17 protein-coding genes and 1 riboswitch are annotated in these 19,693 nt (G+C 67.7%); of the genes, 9 read left to right on the top strand and 8 right to left on the bottom strand.

The annotated features are described in order from the left end of the window. Positions 1-10: 10 nt before the first annotated feature. From B2J86_RS08495 to B2J86_RS08475, 5 genes are all read right to left on the bottom strand, one after another. On the bottom strand, positions 11-1,183 hold the full coding sequence (locus B2J86_RS08495) for an alpha-hydroxy acid oxidase (protein ID WP_173025224.1): 1,173 nt from the start codon (positions 1,181-1,183) through the stop codon (positions 11-13). A gap of 81 nt (positions 1,184-1,264) precedes the next feature. Further along, positions 1,265-1,954, bottom strand: coding sequence for a Fe2+-dependent dioxygenase (locus B2J86_RS08490; RefSeq protein WP_173025223.1), 690 nt, complete (start codon positions 1,952-1,954; stop codon positions 1,265-1,267). Positions 1,955-1,983: 29 nt separating this feature from the next. Continuing rightward, complete coding sequence (locus B2J86_RS08485) at positions 1,984-4,143, bottom strand: TonB-dependent siderophore receptor (protein ID WP_254068017.1); 2,160 nt, start codon at positions 4,141-4,143, stop codon at positions 1,984-1,986. A 318-nt stretch (positions 4,144-4,461) separates the two neighbouring features. Then, positions 4,462-4,779, bottom strand: a complete 318-nt coding sequence (locus tag B2J86_RS08480; RefSeq protein WP_169168246.1) for an SWIB/MDM2 domain-containing protein — start codon at positions 4,777-4,779, stop codon at positions 4,462-4,464. A 158-nt stretch (positions 4,780-4,937) separates the two neighbouring features. Then, complete coding sequence (locus tag B2J86_RS08475) at positions 4,938-5,600, bottom strand: helix-turn-helix domain-containing protein (RefSeq protein ID WP_254068016.1); 663 nt, start codon at positions 5,598-5,600, stop codon at positions 4,938-4,940. Between the two features lie 263 nt (positions 5,601-5,863). Here B2J86_RS08475 and hemN point away from each other — a divergent pair, with 263 nt between their 5' ends. From hemN to B2J86_RS08455, 4 genes are all read left to right on the top strand, one after another. After that, positions 5,864-7,246 (top strand): oxygen-independent coproporphyrinogen III oxidase, encoded by a 1,383-nt coding sequence (gene hemN / locus B2J86_RS08470; RefSeq protein WP_169168247.1) that lies wholly within the window; start codon positions 5,864-5,866, stop codon positions 7,244-7,246. A 5-nt stretch (positions 7,247-7,251) separates the two neighbouring features. Further along, positions 7,252-7,986 carry a sulfite exporter TauE/SafE family protein gene (locus B2J86_RS08465; protein ID WP_169635495.1) on the top strand — a complete coding sequence of 245 codons (735 nt, stop codon included), beginning with the start codon at positions 7,252-7,254 and terminating at the stop codon, positions 7,984-7,986. Positions 7,987-8,100: 114 nt separating this feature from the next. Then, complete coding sequence (locus tag B2J86_RS08460; protein WP_371736310.1) at positions 8,101-9,399, top strand: HD-GYP domain-containing protein; 1,299 nt, start codon at positions 8,101-8,103, stop codon at positions 9,397-9,399. Then, positions 9,396-11,867 carry an EAL domain-containing protein gene (locus B2J86_RS08455; RefSeq protein ID WP_371736308.1) on the top strand — a complete coding sequence of 824 codons (2,472 nt, stop codon included), beginning with the start codon at positions 9,396-9,398 and terminating at the stop codon, positions 11,865-11,867. The genes B2J86_RS08460 and B2J86_RS08455 overlap by 4 nt, the downstream gene beginning before the upstream one ends. Here B2J86_RS08455 and B2J86_RS08450 read toward each other — a convergent pair. The 3 genes from B2J86_RS08450 to B2J86_RS08440 form a co-directional block, all read right to left on the bottom strand. Further along, the gene (locus tag B2J86_RS08450) at positions 11,854-12,669 is read right to left on the bottom strand and encodes a sulfite exporter TauE/SafE family protein (protein WP_169168250.1); all 816 of its coding nucleotides are present in this window, start codon (positions 12,667-12,669) and stop codon (positions 11,854-11,856) included. The two genes, B2J86_RS08455 and B2J86_RS08450, sit on opposite strands and share 14 nt — an antisense overlap. A gap of 266 nt (positions 12,670-12,935) precedes the next feature. After that, entirely contained in the window at positions 12,936-13,277 is a 342-nt protein-coding gene (locus tag B2J86_RS08445) for a cell division protein ZapA (protein WP_169168251.1), read from the bottom strand. Next, positions 13,274-13,498, bottom strand: coding sequence for a DUF904 domain-containing protein (locus tag B2J86_RS08440; protein WP_169168314.1), 225 nt, complete (start codon positions 13,496-13,498; stop codon positions 13,274-13,276). Before B2J86_RS08440 ends, B2J86_RS08445 begins: the two co-directional genes overlap by 4 nt. Before the next feature lie 36 nt (positions 13,499-13,534). Further along, a riboswitch (cobalamin riboswitch) is annotated at positions 13,535-13,775 on the top strand. 79 nt (positions 13,776-13,854) lie between these two features. Between B2J86_RS08440 and B2J86_RS08435 the strand changes: the two genes are divergently transcribed. The 5 genes from B2J86_RS08435 to B2J86_RS08415 are packed head-to-tail and all read left to right on the top strand — an operon-like array spanning position 13,855 to position 19,688. After that, positions 13,855-15,738: a TonB-dependent receptor domain-containing protein gene (locus tag B2J86_RS08435; protein ID WP_169635498.1), complete on the top strand. Its 1,884-nt coding sequence runs from the start codon at positions 13,855-13,857 to the stop codon at positions 15,736-15,738. After that, the gene (locus B2J86_RS08430; protein ID WP_371736305.1) at positions 15,735-17,129 is read left to right on the top strand and encodes a cobyrinate a,c-diamide synthase; all 1,395 of its coding nucleotides are present in this window, start codon (positions 15,735-15,737) and stop codon (positions 17,127-17,129) included. Before B2J86_RS08435 ends, B2J86_RS08430 begins: the two co-directional genes overlap by 4 nt. Further along, entirely contained in the window at positions 17,126-17,710 is a 585-nt protein-coding gene (locus B2J86_RS08425) for a bifunctional adenosylcobinamide kinase/adenosylcobinamide-phosphate guanylyltransferase (protein ID WP_169168254.1), read from the top strand. Before B2J86_RS08430 ends, B2J86_RS08425 begins: the two co-directional genes overlap by 4 nt. Further along, positions 17,710-18,618, top strand: a complete 909-nt coding sequence (locus B2J86_RS08420; protein ID WP_173025219.1) for an ABC transporter substrate-binding protein — start codon at positions 17,710-17,712, stop codon at positions 18,616-18,618. The genes B2J86_RS08425 and B2J86_RS08420 overlap by 1 nt, the downstream gene beginning before the upstream one ends. After that, on the top strand, positions 18,615-19,688 hold the full coding sequence (locus B2J86_RS08415; RefSeq protein WP_169168256.1) for an iron ABC transporter permease: 1,074 nt from the start codon (positions 18,615-18,617) through the stop codon (positions 19,686-19,688). The genes B2J86_RS08420 and B2J86_RS08415 overlap by 4 nt, the downstream gene beginning before the upstream one ends. Positions 19,689-19,693 lie beyond the last annotated feature (5 nt).

Genomic DNA, 19,693 nt, shown 5'->3' with positions numbered 1-19,693 from the left:
ATCTGTCGCATTAGTAATCACCCCGCGCACACCGTGGTGTAAAAGTTTGCAGGGCGGGCAGGTCCAACAGGGCCGGCGTGACCCGCTCCAGGGTGGCGCAGCCGGTCAATGCCATGGCGATTTCCAGCTCGTCGCGCAGCAGCCGCAGCACATGCGCGACGCCGGCGGCGCCCGCGTGCGCCAGGCCATAGACGGCCGGGCGCCCGAGCAGCACGGCGCTGGCGCCGAGCGCCAGCGCCTTGAGCACGTCGGTGCCGCGGCGGATGCCGCCGTCCACCAGCAGCGGCAGCGCGCCCTGCACGGCCTGCGCCACGCGCGGCAGGGCATGGGCCGTGGCGGGCGCGGTGTCGAGCGTGCGGCCGCCGTGGTTGGAGACGATCAGGCCGGCCACGCCCAGCGCCGCGGCCTGGCGCGCATCGTCGGGGTGCAGCACGCCCTTGAGCAGCACCGGCAGGCGCGTGACCGATTGCAGCCACTGCACATCGGCCCAGGTCGGGGCGTGGTGCAGCAGGCCATCGAACAGGGGACTTTGCCCCGGGGACAGCAGGCGCGCTGGCGGGGGCGCCAGGCCGGCCAGGTGCACGGCCGAGATGCCGGCCGGCAAGCGAAAGCCCGCGCGCCGTTCGCGGTCGCGCGCGCCGCTGGTGGGCGCATCCACCGTCAGCACCAGGGCGTCACAGCCGGCGGCTTCGGCGCGCTGCACCAGCTCGCGCGTGAAGCCCCGGTCGTGCTGCAGGTACAGCTGGAACCACAGCGGGCCGCTGGCCGGATCGCCTTGCATGGCCTGCGCCACTGCCTCGACCGGGGTGCTCGACTGCGTGCTGAGCACCAGGCCCGCGCCCAGGGCAGCTGCGGCATAGGCGCTGGCCAGTTCGCCATCGGGGTGCGCCATGCGCTGGAACGCGATGGGGGCCAGCAGGATCGGGTGCGCCAGCGTGCGGCCCAGCAGCGTGGTGCGCGTGTGGCCGCCGGCCAGCGCGCGCAGCACGCGCGGCTGCAATGTGATCCGGTCCCAGGCGCTGTGGTTGGCGGCGAGCGTGATCTCGTCGGCCGCGCCGCCGCTGAAGTAGGCCCAGGCGTTGTCGTCGAGCTGCTGGCGCGCCAGCCGTTCATGGTCAGCCAGGCTGGCGGTTCCGGGGGGCACTGCGTGCCGCTGCAGGGATGGGGCGGGTTTTTCGGTCAAAATGGCCTCCAGCCCAATCAGGGCAAGCGCTGATAGCTATGGTTTTCGATTTTCTGAGCGTGCTGCCGCGCAAGCGGAGCTTCAGGCATCGGCCCACATGCGCAGCAGGTTGTGGTAGGTGCCGGTCAGGCCCACCACGGCGGGGTCGTTTTCGCCGTCGCGGCTGCGCAGCTTGAGCAGGTCCATGTCCATGTTCCACAGCAGCAGGCGCTGCTCGGTCGAGCGCACCATGCTCTCGATCCAGAAGAAGCTGGCGATGCGCGCGCCGCGCGTGACGGGCGCGACCTGGTGCACGGTCGAGCTGGGGTAGAGCACCATGTCGCCGGCCGGCAGCTTGACGTGGCGCTCGCTGTGCGCATCTTGGATGCGCAGTTCGCCGCCCTCGTATTCCTCGGGCCCGGCCAGGAACAGGGTGCAGGAAATGTCGCTGCGCACCCATTGCTCGGGCGCCTTGGAGCGCAGTACGGCGCCATCGACATGGGCGCCGTAGAAATTGCTCTCGCCGCTGTAGCGGTTGAACAGCGGGTTGAAGATCTTTTTGGGCAGCGCGGCGGAAAAGAACAGCGCGTCGCGCTGCAGCGCCGCCAGCACCAGCGCGCGCAGCTCGTGCGATGGCGCGCTGTCTTGCGCCAGTTGCTCGTTGCGTTTCTGCGTCAGGGCCTGACCCCCGGCGCTGCTGCGGCCATCGATCCAGGGCGCGTCGGCGCCCAGCAGGGCGCGGGCGGTCTGGACCTCTTCGGGGGTGAGAATGTTTTTGAGGTGCAAGAACATGGTGGGTCCGCAACAGGTGGGGGCAGGGTTTAGAAGCGCGTCTTGAGCGTCAGCTGGACCGAACGCGCAGCGCCCGGGGCGTAGAAGCCGCGGTACAGCGTGTCGGCGTAGAGCTTGTTGGTCAGGTTGCTGACGTTGAGCTTGAGCGTGGTCTTGTCGTCGAAGCTGTACTCGACCATGGCGTCGGCCGTGGCAAAGCCGCTCGCCGCCAGGGTGCGCGCACCCTCGGGGTTTTGCTTGCCACGGTAGGTCAGGCCGGCACCCACGCGCAATTGCGGTGTCAGGACATAGGTGCTCCAGATGCTGCCGCTGTGCTTGGGGGTCAGGCCCGGGCGGTCGCCTTGCACCTGCGCGCCGCCGCCGTTGGCCGCCAGGGCCGTGGTGCTCCTGTCGATCTTGGCGTTGGGAATCCAGGTGTGGTTCAGGAAGATGTCCCACTTCGGCGTGATGCGGCCTGCCAAGTTGAACTCCGTACCAGCGGCGTGGCGCTTGCCCGACAGCAGGTAGCCCGGGTTGTCGGGGTCGGTGTTGCGCTCGTTGAATTTTTCGCTGTAGAACGCGGCCACCCCCAGCAGCGCACGGCGCTCGAACAGCTCCCATTTGCCGCCGATCTCGATGTTGCGACTTTTTTCAGGTGGCGTGTCGGCCAGCGATCCGGTGCTGGCACTCACGTTGCCGAACTGGTAGGTGTCCGCCGAGGTGTTGAACGAGGAGCCATAGGACAGGTAGTAGGAGTCCAGCTCGTTGGGCTGGAACAGCGCACCCACGCGCGGGCTCCACAGGCCGTCGGAGGTTTCGTCGCTCAAGGCGCCGCTGGCGTTGCGGTACGAGGCCTTGAACTGGTCGTAGCGCAGGCCGCCGACCAGCTTGACGGTGGAGGTCAGCGCCATCGTGTCCTGCACGTACAGGCCGATGTTCTGGGCCTTGAAGGTGTTGAAGGCCACTGGCGCGCGCGCATCGGGCGCCGACGCGCCGTTGTTGGGCGTGCCGACGAAAGTGCCCAGACCGTTGGTGGCCGATGAATTACCGGCCGGGTTGGCATAGCTGGAGTTGCGGTGGGCGTCGTCGTGGTAGTAGTCGACGCCGGCCAGGATGTCGTGCTTCTTGCCGCCCCAGTGGAACGAATTCGTGTAGTCGCTCTGGATCTGCGTCATCGTGCTTTCGCCGATGCGGCCCTTGGATGCGCGCGTCAGCGGCGTGCTGGCGTTGATCTGGTCGAGCGACGTGATGGGCGAGCCAAAGCGGATCGCGCTGGCCAGCAGGTCGCGCTCGTATTGGCCGTGGCGCAGGCGCGTCTGCAGTTCGCCGCCGTCGCCGAAGCGGTGGATGTGGCCCAGGGTCAGGTACTGCGACGAGGTGTTGAGGTGGTCGCTGGCCAGGCCGTAGTAGTTCCTGGCCGGCAAGGTGGGCACGATCTTGCCGTTGTCGCTGATCCACGGGTGGTTGTAGTTGGGGCGGCCCTGGACATCCAGGTAGTACAGACCGACCGAGAACTCGTCGCGCGTGCCGATGCCCCAGCTGAAGGTGGGCGCAATGCCGCGCTTGTCCTGCTTGGCGCCGAAATTGTCGGCGCTGTGCACCATGGCATTGAGGCGCAGCGCTGCGTTCTCGCCGGTCTTCCAGTTGAAGTCGCCCGTGAGGCGGTGCTCTTTGCCCGTGCCCAGGGTGTACGAGGCTTCGTGTTGGTCGATCAGGAGCGGCGCCTTGTTGACTTGGTTGACCACGCCGCCGGTCGAGCCCTTGCCAAACAGCATGGAGGCCGAACCCTTGAGCACCTCGACGCGGTCGAGGTTGAAGGTGTCGCGTTCGTACAGCGGTGCGTCCTTCATGCCATCGGTGTAGATGTCACCGGCCTGGCCCAGCGAGAAGCCGCGCAGGCGCACGTCTTCCTCGCCGGTCTCGCCCGCCTGGAACGTGACGCCCGCCGTGGTGCGCAGAACGTCGCGGAAGTCGTCCTGGTTGCGGTCGTTCATCAGCTTTTCGGTGAACACCGTCACGGACTGGGGGATGTCGCGGATGTCCTGGTTGCCCTTGCCCACGGTGGTCTTCTTGGCGCGCAGCGTGTCCTTGCTTTGGATCTCGGCGCTGCCGTGCACGGTGACGGTCGAGAGAGTGGGCGTGGCGGTCTCGGTGGTTTGCGCCCAGCTGCCCACGGACGCGGCCAGCATCAGTGCGCCCAGGGGCAGCATGGCCTTGTCGGCAGGCGACGCTGTGGAAAGGGGGGCGGGGGGCTGCGGGGAATGCAGTGCGGGGTTGCGGCGCTGTGCGCGTGGTTGTGCCAATCTGGCCTCCGTCGGGTTTGAAAATACAACCGACACCGCAAGGGTGTCAGCAGGGAACGCGAGGCAGTGGCTGGGAAACTGGCTGTGCTTCGACAAGCACGCCATGATAAATCAAATGAAATGCATTCTCATTCGCATTGGTCGCAAAAACCACAGCGGACCGGAAGCACAGGCGAAAAAAAGCCGGCCTAAGCCGGCTTGGAAGAAAAAGTGCAGCTGCCTGACTTACTTCACGTGCTTGCCGATCAGGCCGGCCATCTCGAACATCGACACCTGGGGCTTGCCAAAGACTTCCTTGAGCTTGGCGTCGGCATTGATCATGCGCTTGTTGGCGGCGTCCTGCAGGTTGTGCGCCTTGATGTAGACCCACAGCTTGCTGATGATTTCGGTGCGCGGCAGCGGCGCATTGCCGACCACGGCGGCGAGGGCGGGGCTGGGCGTCAGGGCCTTCATGAAGGCTGCGTTGGGGGTGCGCTTCTTGGCGGGAGCGGCGGCCTTGTCAGCAGCGGCGGCCTGGGCCGGGGCTTTTTTTGCAGTTGCCATGTTGGGTTTTCCTTTTTAGGGTGGTCATTGAACCAGCGAAAACCTGCTTCTCCACTGGCCCGGTGATGCTACTGGGAAAAAAACGCCTTTCCAAGCGGACAGGGGCTTTTTTTGCGTCGCCTTGTTGCAGTCTTGCATAAGCGCAGCGCAGGCGCTCATCAGCCGCAGTTTTGCGGATTGACAAGGCGCCTGAGCGCATCGGGGTCGATGATGCGCACATGGCGCTGCTTGACTTCCATGGTGCCTTCCTCGACGAATTTGGAGAAGGTGCGGCTCACGGTCTCGAGCTTGAGGCCCAGGTAACTGCCGATTTCCTCGCGCGTCATGCGCAACACCAGCTCGGACTGCGAGAAGCCGCGCGTGTGCAGGCGCTGCACTAGGTTGAGCAGGAAAGCGGCCAGGCGCTCTTCCGCGCGCATGCTGCCCAGCAGCAGCATCACGCCGTGCTCGCGCACGATTTCGCGGCTCATGATCTTGTGCACATGGCTTTGCAGCGCAGTCACTTCACGCGACAGCTCCTCAATGCGGTCAAAAGGCATGACGCAAACCTCGGCGTCTTCGAGGGCGACGGCATCGCAGGTGTGCTGGTCGTTGACGATGCCGTCCAGGCCGATGATCTCGCCCGCCATCTGGAAGCCCGTGACCTGATCGCGCCCGTCCTCGGTGGCCACGCAGGTTTTGAAGAACCCGGTGCGGATTGCATACAGCGAGGTGAACTCCTCGCCGTTGCGAAACAGCGTGGCACCGCGCTTGACCTTGCGGCGTGTCGCCACCACTTCATCGATGCGCTGCAGCTGCGCATCGTTCAAGCCCATGGGCATGCACAGCTCGCGCAGGTTGCAGTTGGAGCAGACCACCTTGAGCGCTTGGGGCGTCACCTGGATGGGAATGCTGCCACTGTGGTGCGTCCCATGCGCAGTGTCGGAGGGCGAAGCTGGGGACGCCAGGGCGGTGCGGGTGGAGGGTGCGTCTGACATGGGTCAAATTATGAACCATCCACCCCGGCAGACACCCTTGATCAAAGTCAAGGACAGGGGCGCTTCCGTGTTGCACAGTGTGCTGGTTCGCTAGGAAGGCTTTTTCCATGACCGCTGTTACCCCCGAATTGCTCACCCGGTTTGACGTCCCCGGGCCGCGCTACACCTCTTATCCCACGGCCGACCGCTTTGTCGAGGCGTTTGGGGAAGATGAGTACGTGCTTGCCTTGCAGCAACGCCGTCTCGGCGCTGCGGGCAAGGCGCTGCCGCTCTCGCTGTATGTGCACATTCCCTTTTGCGAGTCGCTGTGCTACTACTGCGCCTGCAACAAGATCATCACCAAACACCCAGAGCGTGCCGATGTCTACCTGCGTTACCTGAGCCGCGAGGTCGACTTGCATGTGGCCCATTGCGGGGGGGGGCAGGTGGTCAGCCAGCTGCACCTAGGCGGGGGCACGCCCACGTTTTTGTCCGACGCGGGCCTGCGCGAACTCATGGCCATGCTGCGGCGCAGCTTCACGTTTGCGCCGGGCGGCGAGTATTCGATCGAGGTCGATCCGCGCACGGTGGACGCGGACCGGTTGGCGCTGCTGGCCGAGTTGGGATTCAACCGCCTGAGCTTCGGTGTGCAGGACTTCGATGCGGAAGTGCAGAAGGCCGTGCACCGCATCCAGCCTGCGGAGCAGGTGTTTGCGCTGGTGGCGGAGGCCCGGGCCCTGGGTTTCGAGTCGGTCAATGTCGACCTGATTTATGGCCTGCCGCGCCAGACACCGGAGTCGTTCGACCGCACGCTGGCGCAGGTCGCGCAGCTGCGTCCCGACCGCATTGCGCTGTACGCGTACGCGCACCTGCCAGAGCGCTTCAAGCCGCAGCGCCGCATCATCTCGGCCGATCTGCCCATGGCGTCGGCCAAGGTGGCCATGCTGTCGCGCTCGCTTGAAGCCTTCCGCCAGGCGGGTTATGTGTATGTGGGCATGGACCATTTTGCGTTGCCCGAAGATGCCCTGGCCGTGGCCAAGCGCCAGGGGCGACTGCACCGCAACTTCCAGGGCTACAGCACGCAGCCCGACTGCGATCTGATCGCCTTGGGGGTTTCCGCGATCGGCCGCGTGGGCGCCACTTACAGCCAGAACGCCAAGACGCTCGATGAGTATTACGACTGCCTCAACCAGGGCAAGCTGCCGATCGTGCGCGGCCTGGCGCTCTCGCGCGACGATCTGGTGCGGCGCGCTGCCATCATGGCCTTGATGTGCCAGGGCGAAATCCTGTTTGAGCCGATGGAGCAGGCCTGGCTGCTGGATTTCCGGCAGTATTTTGCCGCTGAACTGGAGCAGCTGCAGGAAATGGCCGGGCAGGGTTTGGTGCGCATGAGCGACGACGGTGTGGAGGTGACGCCCATGGGCTGGTACTTCGTGCGCGGAATCGCCATCGTGTTTGACAGGTACTTGCAGGCCGACCGCAACCGGGCGCGGTTTTCGCGCATCATTTAGGGTTCATGATTGCTTCTATCGCCTGGACTGCTTTGGTCATGGGGCTCGTGGGTGGGCCCCACTGCCTTGCCATGTGTGCTGCCCCCTGCAGCGCGGTGACCGGTATGGGCCGCGAGGATGTGGCACAGACCAGCGAGCCGCGCACCGTGCAGCCGCTGCAGTGGATGCGCAGGGGCGGGAAGGCCCGGCGTCTGTGGGCCTACCATGGTGGCCGTTTGGCGGGCTATGCGAGCGCGGGGGCTGTGGCGGCCATGGCGATGCAGAGCCTGGCCTGGATGACGCAGCAGACCATGGCCTTGCGCCCGGTCTGGACGCTGCTGCACGTCGCCGTGCTGGCCTGGGGGCTGATGATGGTGGTGCAGGCGCGCCAGCCTGCGTGGATGGAAGACGCGGGTCGCGCCGTGTGGGCGCGCGTGCGCCCCGTGGTGGCCGCTCCCGGAGGGGTGTTCGTGACCGGGTTCGCGTGGGCGCTCATGCCTTGTGGCTTGCTGTATTCGGCTTTGTTGGTGGCCGCGCTCAGTGGCGGTGCCCTGCAGGGGGCTTTGTCCATGGCGCTGTTTGCCGTCGGCAGCGGCGTGTGGCTGGTGACAGGCCCCTGGCTGTGGCTGCGCCTGCGCGCGCGCCTTAACGCCGCGCGCGCCAGCTGGGGCACGCGGCTGGCGGGCGTGGCGCTGTGCGGCGTGGCCAGCTGGGCTTTATGGATGGACCTGGTGTATCGCCCTTCTCTGTGGTGCCGCTAGCGCGGCTGCAGGGCGTGCACAATGCATGCTCGCATTGTGGTAGCGTTACAAGATGACACCCATAATGGCGGCCAAACCGTGTGGGGTGTAATCCTCGACGTCAGGCACCCCGAAGTGAAAAATTCCCTCCTTATCGATCCCGCTCAGCTGCGCGTTGGCATGTTTGTCCAGCTTGACATCGGCTGGATGCACCATCCCTTTCCGGTGAGCAGTTTCCGGATTTCATCTTCAGCGCAGATCGATACACTTCGCAGCCTCGGGCTCGAGAAGGTGCGGTATTTTCCTGAAAAAGGCGACCTTTTCCCGAACGAGAATGTCTTAGAAAAAGTGGGTTCCGCCGGCCTCGAACGCGGCGACGCAATGCCAGAAGCTCAGGTGTCCTCGCCCATCGCTGGCGCTGTAGACCCTTCGGCACAGGCGAGCGGCCCGAGCGCGTACCGGCAAAGCCTCGCGCGCTGCGATCAGCGTTTCATGGTGGCGACCCAGCGCTACTGCGCGCTGGTGGCTGCGGCTGCCGACAACATCAGCTATGCACGCGACACCAGTCGGGAATTGGTATTAGAGTGTGTTGATGCGCTGCTGCACAGCGGCGATTCCGTCATCCGTCTCCTTTCTGAGGGGGTGGGTGAGCGCAGCGCATTGCACCCGGTCAACGTAATGGTGCTCAGTTTGCTGCTGGGCAAGGCGCAGGGCATGGCCGCTGAGGAGCTTCAGGATTTGGGGCTGGCGGCACTGCTCCATGACCTGGGCAAGATGCACCTGCGCCAAAAGGGCGTCTGGACACCCGAAATCCTGTCTGCCGCCGAACTGGCGCTTTACCAGTCGCATGTGGGCAAGTCGGTGGCCTTGGCGCAGCGCATGGGTTTCTCCAGCGCCGTGCTGACGGCCATCGCACAGCACCACGAGATGGCCGATGGCAGCGGCTTCCCATTGCATCTGCTGGGCGACGACATGGGGAAGGCGGGGCGCATCCTGGCCCTGGTGAACCGCTACGATGGCCTGTGCAACCCTGCGCGGGCGGCCGATGCGCTGACGCCCCATGAAGCACTGTCGGTGCTGTTTGCGCAGTTCAAGGGCCAATTCGAAGCAGTCACGTTGGGGGCTTTCATCCGCATGATGGGGGTGTATCCACCAGGCTCCATCGTGCAACTGGTCAACGACCAGTTTGCCATCGTGCTTTCCGTCAATTCCTCGCGCCCGCTGCGTCCCAAGGTGATGGTGCACGATCCGCGCGTGCCCCAGGGCCAGGCGCCGGTACTCGATCTCGAAAGCGTTCCCGAGCTGGGCATCCGACGCAGTCTCAAGCCCGCGCAACTGCCACGTGCGGCGCTCGACTATCTGTCGCCGCGGGAGCGCATTTGCTACTTCTTTGACAGAGCCGTGGACACGGGTTCGCACGGAGCGGATCTGTGAGTGCCACGGCACGCGATGCCCTGTGGCAGTCGGCTTTCGACGGCTTGCAGGAGGCCGTCTGGGTGGTGGACGTGCCATCCCGCACGCTTCTTTTTGCCAACCTGAGCGCCGCGCGCCTGGTGGGCATGCCGCGCGGCGATTTGAAAGGCATCTCGGTCATGCGCCTGGCGGCAACGCCTGAGGACCAGTGTTTCTGGGCCGAACCGTCGCATGTCCTGGCGCAGGGCATCCATTCTTTCTCCAGCCTGCTGCGCGCCGATGGAGCCCTGGTGTCCGTGGAGCGCAAGGTGGGTGCGTTCGCCATGCTTGAACCTGGCGCGGCATTGCTCATGACCATGCGCGACTGCAGTGCCCAGCAAGCCACGGAGCGCGAGCTGGAGAGCTTGCTGTCACAGCTGCGGGCCACCCTGGACTCTGCTGCCGACGGCATGCTGGTGTGCGACCTGGCCGGCGGTGTGCGCGCCTTCAATCAGCGGCTGGCCTGCATCTGGGGCATGCCGCAGAGCCTGCTCATGCAGCGCAACGATGCGGCCGTGCACGCTTTCATGGCCGAGGGCGTGCTCGACCCAAGTGTCTATCTGGAACGTTTGAGCGCCATCGCCCATGCGCCGCAAGAGCACAGCAGCGACATCCTCTTGCTGCGCAGCGGCCAGGTGCTGGAGCGGCGCAGTGTGCCGCAAATGCACCGCGGCACCGTCATGGGCCGGGTCTATTCATTCCGGGACATCACGGACGAGGTCGAGGCGCAGGCGGGACTGCGGCTGGCGTCCACGGTGTTCGACTGCAGCCCCGATGCGATTTTCATCGCCGACGACATGCACCGTCTGCTGCGCCTCAACCCGGCGTGCGAGCGCCTGCTCGGGAGTGGGGCGCAGCAGCTGCAGGGGAGCGCTGTCGCTGCACTCTTTGGCCGCGAGAACGGTGAACGCCTGCTGTCCCAGGCACTGGCACAGTGGCAGGGTGACGGCGTCTGGCGTGGCGATCTGGTGGTTGCGCGTGCCAGCGGTGCGGGCTGCGCCGTCCACCTGTCGTGGGTGCCGCTGCGCGGCGAAGGCGGGAGCCTGAAGCAAAGCATTGGCTTCATGCGCGACCTCACCGAGCAGCATGCCGCGCAAAAACGCATCGATGAGCTCGCTTACAGCGATGTGCTGACCGGCTTGCCCAACCGGCTATTGCTGTCGCGGCGCGTGGAAGATGTGCTGCGATCGTCGCTGCCCGGAGCGGCACGCTTTGCCGTGCTGTTTCTGGACCTGGACAGGTTCAAGGTCATCAACGACTCGCTGGGCCATGCGTTTGGCGACCGGGTCTTGCAACTGGTCGCGGCCCGGCTGCAATCCTGCTTGCGCCAGGCGGACATGCTGTGCCGCCTCGGTGGCGATGAGTTTTTGGTCTACCTGCATGGTGGCAATGCCGACGTGGCCGAGATGGTCGCGCGGCGCATGCTCGATGAGATGCGCCGGCCTTTCACGCTGGATGGCATGGGGTTTTCGATCCAGTGCAGCATGGGGGTCGCGATGTACCCGCAAGACGGCGATGGCCTCGACGACCTGATCAAGCATGCCGACAGTGCCATGTACCGCGTCAAGGAGCGTGGACGTGGAAACTACGGCTTCTACCAGCCGCAGATGAATGCCAATCTGCTCTCGCGCATGAAGCTTGAGCATGCGATGCGCCAGGCGCTCGACCGGCAGTGCATGGCCGTGCATTACCAGCCACAGATCCACATGGAGTCGGGCCGCATCGTGGGCGCCGAGGCCCTGCTGCGCTGGACCGATCCCGAGCTGGGGCCCATCTCGCCGGGCGTCTTTGTGCCGCTGGCCGAGGAGTCGGGCTACATCGTCACGCTGGGGGCCTGGGTGCTGGCGCAGGCCGTGCAGCAGTCGGCGCGCTGGATGCATGCGGGCACGCCGCTTCCGGTGTCGGTCAACGTGTCGGCGCTGGAGTTCCGCCAGCCTGACTTTGTCGAGCGCCTGACCCATCTCTTGGCCCTGTATGCGCTGCCGCCATCCTTGCTGGAGCTGGAACTGACCGAGTCGATCCTGCTGCAGGACGCGCAAGAGGCGGCGCAGCGCCTGGCTGCCGTTGCGGCGCTGGGCGTGGCCCTGGCTATCGACGATTTCGGCACAGGGTATTCGAGTCTGGCCTACCTCAAGAAGCTGCCCATCCGCAAGCTCAAGGTGGACCAGTCCTTTGTGCGCGGTCTGCCGAACGACGAAGGCGACCTGGCCATCGTCACCGCCATTGCCCACATGGGGCGCGCCTTGCGCATGCAGGTGGTGGCCGAGGGCGTGGAAACCGAAGCGCAGAGAGCCGTGCTGCAGCAACTGCAGTGCGACCACTACCAGGGGTTCTTGTACTCCCCCGCGGTCACTGCCGCCGATTTCGGGCATTTGCTCAAGGCTGCGGCCTTCAAGAAGGGGCTGCCGCAGGGCCACGCGGTGGCTGGGTTGCCCCTCAGCCTGCCATGAGGCCTTTCCAGAGCATGTAAGCGGCGAGTCCCAGCAGCAAACTCGCAAAAACGCGCTTGAGCTGCTTGACCGGCAGCCGGTGCGCAGCCCGTGCGCCCAAAGGTGCTGTCAACACGCTGCACGATGCAATCACCCCCAGCGCGGGCAGCCAGACATAGCCGAACGACGCCGGCGGCAGCCCTGGCACAGACTGCCCCGCGACCACGTAGCCCACCACGTTCGACAGCGCGATCGGAAAACCCAGTGCCGCGCTGGTGGCCACCGCGTGGTGGATGGGCACATTGCACCAGGCCATGAACGGCACGCTGACAAAGCCGCCCCCCGCGCCCACCAGCCCCGACAGAAAGCCGATCACGCCGCCCGCGGCCACCTGGCCACCGGCCCCGGGCATCTGCCGCGTGGGGGCGGGTTTGCGGTCCACAAACATCTGGAATGCAGAGAAGCTGACAAACAGGCCGAAAAACAGGGCCAGGAACGAGCCTTTGAGCAGCGCAAAAACCCCCAGGCTCGCCAGCATGCCGCCCGCGACGATGCCCGGAGCGAGGCGCCACACCAGATCCCAGCGCACCGCGCCGCGCCGGTGGTGGGCGCGCACGCTGGAAATCGAGGTGAACATGATGGTGGCCATGGACGTGGCAATGGCCATCTTGACCGCCAGACCGGGCGCCACCTGCTGCAGGCCCAGCAGGTAGGTCAGGAAGGGCACCAACAGCATGCCGCCGCCGATGCCGAGCAGACCGGCCAAGAATCCGGTGGTCAGACCCAGGGCGGCGAGCTGGACGATCAGGAGAGTGCTGAGCATGGAGAGGTACGCTTCAAAAAAACAGCGCGCCCTGGGGGCGCGCTGTAGAGAAAAAGGTGTCTGCGAATGCCACCGGACCGGCATCCTGAACCGGGGGTTCAGGTGGGCGAGGGCAGCCAGGCGTTGGGTTCATCTGACGCGAGATGATCACGCTCACCGGGCGATGTACCAAGCCCGTGCTCAATGAGCATTGGTTCAAGGAAATATAAAGCCCGGCAGCACCGCAGACACCTCCATTGTAGGCGCTTGCGCGCCGCATGGCAGGGCTAGAGCAGCTTGCCCTGCTCGCCCAGCGCCTGGTCCAGGCGCTGCACCAACGACCGCAGTTGCTGCATGTCGCATCCGTCCGGGTTGGAGGCAGCAGCGGGGGGCGTAGCCGTGGCCGCCGCAGAGGTCAGGCTCTGCGCTTCGTGGTCGGCCAGCTCGAACGCCATGTTCAGCGCGGCCAGCACCGCGATGCGCTCACGCGCGCGCACCTTGCCGGCGTCGCGGATGCGGGTCATCGCGGTGTCCACGCGCTCCACCGCTTCGAGCAGGCGCGCCTCGCGCCCCTCGGGGCAGCCCAGCAGGTAGCTTTGCTGCATGATCTGCACCTCGATTTGCTTCATTCGGCATCCTTTGGCGTGGGCGGCAGGCGTTCGATCAAGGCGTCCACGCGGGCGCGGGCGGCTTTCAGGCGCGACTTCAGCGAATCGCGTTCCTGGCTGAGGGCGGCAACCTGGGCAGACAGCAGTTCGTTGCTGCGCTGCAGTTCCGCGTGCTGTTGCAGCAGCCGCTCGACGCGCTGTGCAATCTGTTCAATGGGGTGGGTGGGGGGCGTGGAGTCCATGCTGCAGCCAATTGTAGGGTGGGCCGCGCAAAGCGCCGTAAAATCGCCGGCGTTGGTGCTCGCGGCGTGGTTCACACGCTGCAGTTCAACGGGAAGCAGGAAGGAGGTACCGGTCGCGGTGCAGCCGAGCCTGCGCTGCCCCCGCAACGGTCAGCGGACGAATCCACCCCGATTCTCTCTCCACACACATGCCACTGGGCGCCTTGAACAAGCGCCTGGGAAGGCTGTGGAGGGTGCTCCGCCAGCCCGGATACCGGCCAACACCGTGGTTGCGCGCGCCTTCCTGGGCGCCGCAGCCGTATCGCCCACATGCCGGCGGGGAAGCCGGCACGGGTTTTTTTGTTGACCTGCATCCCATGACGATTTCTTCCATCCGTGCGCGCCGTGCCGCACCTGCCTGCCTGCGTCCCGCTGTTCTGGCCCTGGCCGTGGCGGCTGCGCTGCCTGTTTTGGCGCAGCAGCCCGCGCCCGTGCAGTTGGCACAAAACACCCATGTGCCCGCGCTGCGCGAGACCGTGGTGACCGCCACGCGCACAGCGCAGCCACTGTCCGACCTGGTGGCCGATGTGTCCATCGTGGACCGCGAAACGATCGACAACAGCGGCGCCACCGGCTTGGTCGACGTGCTCGCACGCCTGCCCGGCGTGGAGATCTCGCGCAGCGGGGGCGTGGGCAACGCGTCGAACGTGTTCCTGCGAGGCGCCGAGGGGCGCTTCACCGCGGTCTACATCGACGGCGTGCGCGTGGACTCGCAGTCCACGGGAGGCGCGGTGTGGGAGCAGATCCCGCTGTCGCAAATCGACCGTATCGAGGTGCTGCGCGGCCCGGCCGCCGCCGTGTATGGCTCGGACGCCATCGGCGGCGTGATCCAGCTGTTCACGCGCAAGGGCGAAGGCCCGGCAGCCCCCTACGTGGGCATCGGCTTAGGCACCGACAACCTGCGCAGGATCGAGGCGGGCGTGAGCGGTTCCGCGGGCGAGGGCGGCGCGTTCGACTATGCGCTGGGCATCACGCGCGAGCAAAGCGATGGCTACGACATCCGCAACAATGCCGGCCACAACCCCGACAGAGACGGCTATTCCTCTACGGCGGGCCATGCGCGGCTGGGGTTCAAGGTCAATGCGCGCCACCGGCTCGACGCCACGCTGGTGGCCAACCGGCTGGAGTCGGGCTTCGACGTGTCGCCCTCCCCGGTGGACGACCGCAACCACAACCGCATGCGCACGGCGGGCCTGACCTGGTCGGCGCAGTGGACCGAGGCCTTCAATTCGCGTCTGTCCGTTACGGATTCGATGAGCCGCTATGAAACCACGCCCTCGCCCTACCTGACCGAGACCCGGTTGCGTGGCTACCTGTGGCAGAACGAATACCGCGTGGGCGCGCACCTTTTCACCGCCGCGCTGGAGCGCCGCGAGGACCACCTGGTCAACGCGCCCATCGACCAGGGGCGCTCGCAGGACGCGCTGGCGCTGGGATATGGCTTCAACGCGGGCGGCCACACGCTGCAGTTGAATGTGCGCCACGATTCCGACAGCGAGTTTGGCGGCAAGGGCACAGGCAGCGTGGCCTACGGCTACGCCCTCACGCCGGCGTGGCGCGCGACGGCCTCGGCGGGCACGGCCTTCCGTGCGCCCACGCTGTACCAGCGCTTCAGCGAGTACGGCGTGGCCACACTGGTGCCCGAGAGCAGCCGCAATGCCGAACTGGGTCTGCGCTGGGCCCAGGGCAGCAACAGCTTCTCGGTGGTGGCCTACCGCAACCGCGTGCAGAACCTGATCAGCTTCGGTGCCCCCGGCCCGTGTGCCAGCAGCTTCGGCTGCTACGAGAATACGGCGCGCGCGGAATACAAGGGCGTGACGCTCGCGGGCGCCTACAAGCTCGCGGGCGTGCAATTGCGCGGCTCGATCGACTGGCAGCGCCCGCGCGACCTCGACACCGGCAAGCTGGTGGCGCGCCGCGCCAAGCACCACGCCACCTTCGGCGCCGACACCCTGGTGGCGGGCTGGACGCTGGGTGCCGAAGTCCAGGCATCGGGCCAGCGCTTCGACAACGCCGCCAACACCAACGTGCTCGGCGGCTATGGCCTCGTCAGCCTTTACGCCAGCAAGCGCGTGGCGCGCGAATTCACGCTGCTGGCGCGGGTCGACAACCTGTCCGACAAGGTCTACGAACTGGCCCGCACCTATGTGACCCCGGGCCGCACGCTTTTCGTCGGCCTGAAGTGGGCGCCGCAGCTGTGAGCCTGCCATCCGCGCGCTGCCCGGCCGTGCTGGTCACGGCCCCGGCCTCGGGCCAGGGCAAGACCACCGTCACGGCGGCGCTGGCGCGGATGCACACGCGGCAAGGCCGGCGCGTGCGCGTGTTCAAGTACGGACCCGATTTTCTCGACCCGCACTGGCACCAGCTCGCCAGCGGCGCGCCGGTGCACCAGCTCGACCTGTGGATGACCGGCGAGGCCGACGCGCGTGCGCGCCTGCACGCCGCCGCCCAGGAGTGCGACCTGATCCTGGTCGAGGGCGTGATGGGCCTGTTCGACGGTGCACCCAGCGCCGCCGACCTGGCCGAGCGCCTGGGCCTGCCGGTGCTCGCCGTGGTCGACGCCTCGGCCATGGCCGGCACCTTCGGTGCGCTGGCGTTCGGCCTGCAGCATTACCGGCCCGGCCTGCGCTGGGCCGGCGTGCTGGCCAACCGCGTGGCCAGCAGCCGCCACGCGCAGATGCTGGAGGACGGCCTGCGCGAGAGCGCACCCTGGCTGGGCGCGCTGGTGCGCGTGTCGGTGGACGGCGCCGCTGGCCCCCAGGCCGGCAAGGCTGCGGGCTTGTTGCCCGAGCGCCACCTGGGCCTGGTCAGCGCGCAAGAGCTGCCCGACGGCATGGCGCGCCTGGACGCCGCCGCCGACGCGCTGGCCGCCACGCCGCTCGGGCAGATGGCGCTGGCAGACTGGCAGGCGCGCTGGTCGGTGGATTTTGCGGCGCCTGACCCAGCCGCCGATGCGCCCGAAGCCCCGCTGCTGCAGGGCCGCACCGTGGCCGTGGCGCGCGATGCGGCGTTCTGCTTCATCTACGACGCCAACATCGACTGCTTGCGGCGCATGGGCGCGCAGGTGGTGTTTTTCTCGCCGCTGATGGATGCCGCGCTGCCGCCCTGCGACGCGCTGTGGCTGCCTGGCGGCTACCCCGAACTGCATGCGCAGCAGCTCGCGGCCAACGCCCCGCTGCGCGCCAGCCTGCAGGCCCATGTGGCTGCCGGCAAGCCGGTGTGGGCCGAATGCGGCGGCATGATGGCGCTGTGCGAATCCATCACGCAGGCCGACGGCGCCTGCCAGCCGCTGTGGGGACTGCTGCCCGGCGCGGCGACCCTCCAGCGGCGCCTGGCCGGGCTCGGGCCGCAGCAGCTCGACTGGGGCGGCCAGGTGCTGCGCGGCCACACGTTCCATTATTCGACGCTGGCCAGTGGCGCGCCTGAAGTGGCCCGCACGGCGCGGCCTGGCGAGGCCAGCGCGCCCGGCGCGGGCGAGGCGCTGTACCGGCATGGCAGCATCCATGCCAGTTACTTCCACGCCTGGTTCCCCTCCAGCCCCGCTGCCGTGGCGGCGCTGCTGGGCGGGCCGGTGGTGGCGGAGGCCCCATGACCCTGTCGATGGCCCGCAGCGAACTCATCCTGGGCGGCCAGAAAAGCGGCAAGTCGCGCCGCGCCGAGCTGCTGGCCGCGCACTGGCTGGCGCAGGCGCCCGATCGCCGCGCGCTGCTGCTGGCCACGGCCCAGCCCTGGGACGGCGAGATGCGCGCGCGCATCGCGCGCCACCAGAGCGACCGCGCCGCGCGCGTGCCCGGCTTGCACACGCTCGAAGAGCCGCTCGACCTGGCCGCCGCGCTGTGCCGGCACAGCGCGCCGGGCACGCTGGTGCTCATCGACTGCCTGACGCTGTGGCTGACCAACTGGACCATGCCGGCCCCCGATTTGGAGCCAAAACAGGCGCAAACGCACGGCTGGAAAGCGCAGGCAGCTCTGTTTTTGGAAGCATTGGAGCAGGCCCCCGGGCCCGTGGTGCTGGTGGGCAACGAGATCGGCCTGGGCGTCATTCCGCTCGGGCGCGAGGTGCGCGCCTTTGTCGATGCGCTGGGCACACTGAACCAGCAGGTGGCGCACGCCTGCAGCCGCGTCACACTGATGGCGGCGGGCCTGCCACTGAGCTTGAAGGAATCCCTCTGATGAAACCGACCCCTGTGCTGCGCATCGTCGCGGTGGTGGCCGTCCTGCTGGTGCTGCTGTTGGCCATGGCGACGCTGGCGAACGCACAGCCGGTGCAGCTCACCGACGACCGGGGCCGCGCCGTGCACCTGGCGCAGCCGCCGCAGCGCATCGTCAGCCTGCTGCCCTCGCTGACCGAAACCGTGTGCGCGCTCGGCCAGTGCCAGCGCTTGGTGGGGGTCGACCGCTATTCGAACTGGCCGGACAGCGTCGAGGCCCTGCCCAAGGTGGGCGGCGGCATCGACCCGAGCATCGAGGCCATCGTCGCGCTGCGCCCGGACGTGGTGCTGGCTGCCACCTCGTCGCGCGCCATTGCGCGGCTCGAATCGCTGGGCCTCACGGTGGTCGCGCTCGAGCCCAAGACCCACGCCGACGTGCAGCGCGTGCTCGGCAAGCTGGGGCAGTTGCTCGCCGTGCCCGATGCGCAGCAGGTCTGGCGCGCGATCGATGCCGGCGTGGCCGCCGCGGCGCAATCGCTGCCGTCCACCGTGCGCAGCACGCGCGTGTACTACGAGGTCAGCCCCACCCCATATGGCGCCGGCACCACCTCGTTCATCGGCGAGACGCTGGCGCGTCTGGGTGCGCAGAACATCGTGCCCGCGCAGCTCGGGCCTTTCCCCAAGCTCAACCCAGAATTCGTGGTGCGCGCCAACCCCGACCTCATCATGGTCGGCGCGCGCAGCGCCGGAGGCATGGCCGATCGCCCGGGCTGGCAGGGCATCCGCGCCGTGCGCGAGCAGCGCATCTGCGTGTTCGACGCCGCGCAGAGCGACGTGCTGATCCGCCCCGGCCCGCGCATGGCCGAGGCCGCGCGCCTGATGGCGCAGTGCCTGGCGCGCAAGGCGCCGCCCGGGGCGGTGCGGCCATGAAGCGCGCGGCCCATGGGGGCGCCGGGCGCGGCGGCTGGCTGGCCCTGGGCCTGCTGCTGGTTTCGCTGCTGCTGGTGCTGCTGGGCACGGGCGTGGGCAGCACGGGCCTCGAAAACCTCTGGCCAGCGCTGTGGGGGCGCGACGCCGAGCCGTCCGTGCGCGCCATGGCGCAGCAGATCGTCTGGGAGATCCGCCTGCCGCGCACGCTCGGCGCCTGGATGGCCGGCGCGCTGCTGGGCCTGGCCGGCGCCGTGGCGCAGGGGCTGTTCCGCAACCCGCTGGCCGATCCGTACCTGCTCGGCAGCGCCTCGGGCGCTTCGCTGGGCGTCGCGCTCGCGCTGGCCCTGGTGGGCGGCGTGGCCGGCCTGGCGGGCGGTGCGCCGGTGTCGGTGTTCTCGAGCCACTGGCTGGTGCGCCTGGGCCTGACGGGTGCGGCTTTTGTGGGCGCGGTGCTGGCGGTGCTGCTGACGCTGGCGCTGGCGCGCGGCGTGCAGCACACGCTGCGCCTGTTGCTGGCCGGCGTGATCGTGGGCGTGGTGCTCGGTGCATTCACCTCGCTGATCCTCCTGCTGTCGCCCGATTCGCTGCAGGCCATGCAGGCCTTCCTGCTCGGTTCGACCGGCTTTGTCGGCTGGAGCGCCTGCGCGCTGATGGCGGCGGTGTGGGCGCTGTGCCAGATGGCGGCGTGGGCGCTGGCGCGCGCGCTCGACGGCCTGGCGCTCGGCGAAGCCACGGCGCTCAGCCTGGGCCTGCCGCTGGCGCCGCTGCGCGCCGCGCTGGTGGCGGTGATCGCGCTGGCCACCGGCACGGCCGTGGCGCAGACCGGGCTGGTGGCCTTCGTCGGCCTGGCCGCGCCGCACCTGGTGCGCGCGGCGGTGTCGGTGCCGCATGGGCGGCTGATGGCGCTCTCGAGCCTGATGGGCGGCGTGCTGCTGTGCGCGGCCGACCTGCTGGCGCGCGGCCTGGTCGCGCCGCAAGAGCTGCCCGTGGGCGTGCTCACGGCGGTGCTCGGCGGCGGCTACCTGCTGTGGCTCATGCACCGGCGCACGGCGCCCGGGGGGCTGCTGTGAGCGCT

The sequence above is a fragment of the Acidovorax sp. SRB_14 genome (assembly GCF_012932145.1).
GTDB lineage: Bacteria > Pseudomonadota > Gammaproteobacteria > Burkholderiales > Burkholderiaceae_C > Simplicispira.
The sequence above is the reverse complement of the archived record's forward strand: the minus strand, read 5'-3'. Positions and strand labels throughout refer to the sequence as shown.

What these genes read in the sequence shown, in the direction of transcription:
- B2J86_RS08490 (WP_173025223.1), bottom strand. Translation starts at nt 1,954, where the DNA reads ATGTTCTTGCACCTCAAAAACATTCTCACCCCCGAAGAGGTCCAGACC.
- B2J86_RS08485 (WP_254068017.1), bottom strand. Translation starts at nt 4,143, where the DNA reads ATGCTGCCCCTGGGCGCACTGATGCTGGCCGCGTCCGTGGGCAGCTGG.
- B2J86_RS08480 (WP_169168246.1), bottom strand. Translation starts at nt 4,779, where the DNA reads ATGGCAACTGCAAAAAAAGCCCCGGCCCAGGCCGCCGCTGCTGACAAG.
- B2J86_RS08475 (WP_254068016.1), bottom strand. Translation starts at nt 5,600, where the DNA reads ATGCCCATGGGCTTGAACGATGCGCAGCTGCAGCGCATCGATGAAGTG.
- hemN (WP_169168247.1), top strand. Translation starts at nt 5,864, where the DNA reads ATGACCGCTGTTACCCCCGAATTGCTCACCCGGTTTGACGTCCCCGGG.
- B2J86_RS08465 (WP_169635495.1), top strand. Translation starts at nt 7,252, where the DNA reads ATGATTGCTTCTATCGCCTGGACTGCTTTGGTCATGGGGCTCGTGGGT.
- B2J86_RS08450 (WP_169168250.1), bottom strand. Translation starts at nt 12,669, where the DNA reads ATGCTCAGCACTCTCCTGATCGTCCAGCTCGCCGCCCTGGGTCTGACC.
- B2J86_RS08445 (WP_169168251.1), bottom strand. Translation starts at nt 13,277, where the DNA reads ATGAAGCAAATCGAGGTGCAGATCATGCAGCAAAGCTACCTGCTGGGC.
- B2J86_RS08440 (WP_169168314.1), bottom strand. Translation starts at nt 13,498, where the DNA reads ATGGACTCCACGCCCCCCACCCACCCCATTGAACAGATTGCACAGCGC.
- B2J86_RS08435 (WP_169635498.1), top strand. Translation starts at nt 13,855, where the DNA reads ATGACGATTTCTTCCATCCGTGCGCGCCGTGCCGCACCTGCCTGCCTG.
- B2J86_RS08425 (WP_169168254.1), top strand. Translation starts at nt 17,126, where the DNA reads ATGACCCTGTCGATGGCCCGCAGCGAACTCATCCTGGGCGGCCAGAAA.
- B2J86_RS08420 (WP_173025219.1), top strand. Translation starts at nt 17,710, where the DNA reads ATGAAACCGACCCCTGTGCTGCGCATCGTCGCGGTGGTGGCCGTCCTG.
- B2J86_RS08415 (WP_169168256.1), top strand. Translation starts at nt 18,615, where the DNA reads ATGAAGCGCGCGGCCCATGGGGGCGCCGGGCGCGGCGGCTGGCTGGCC.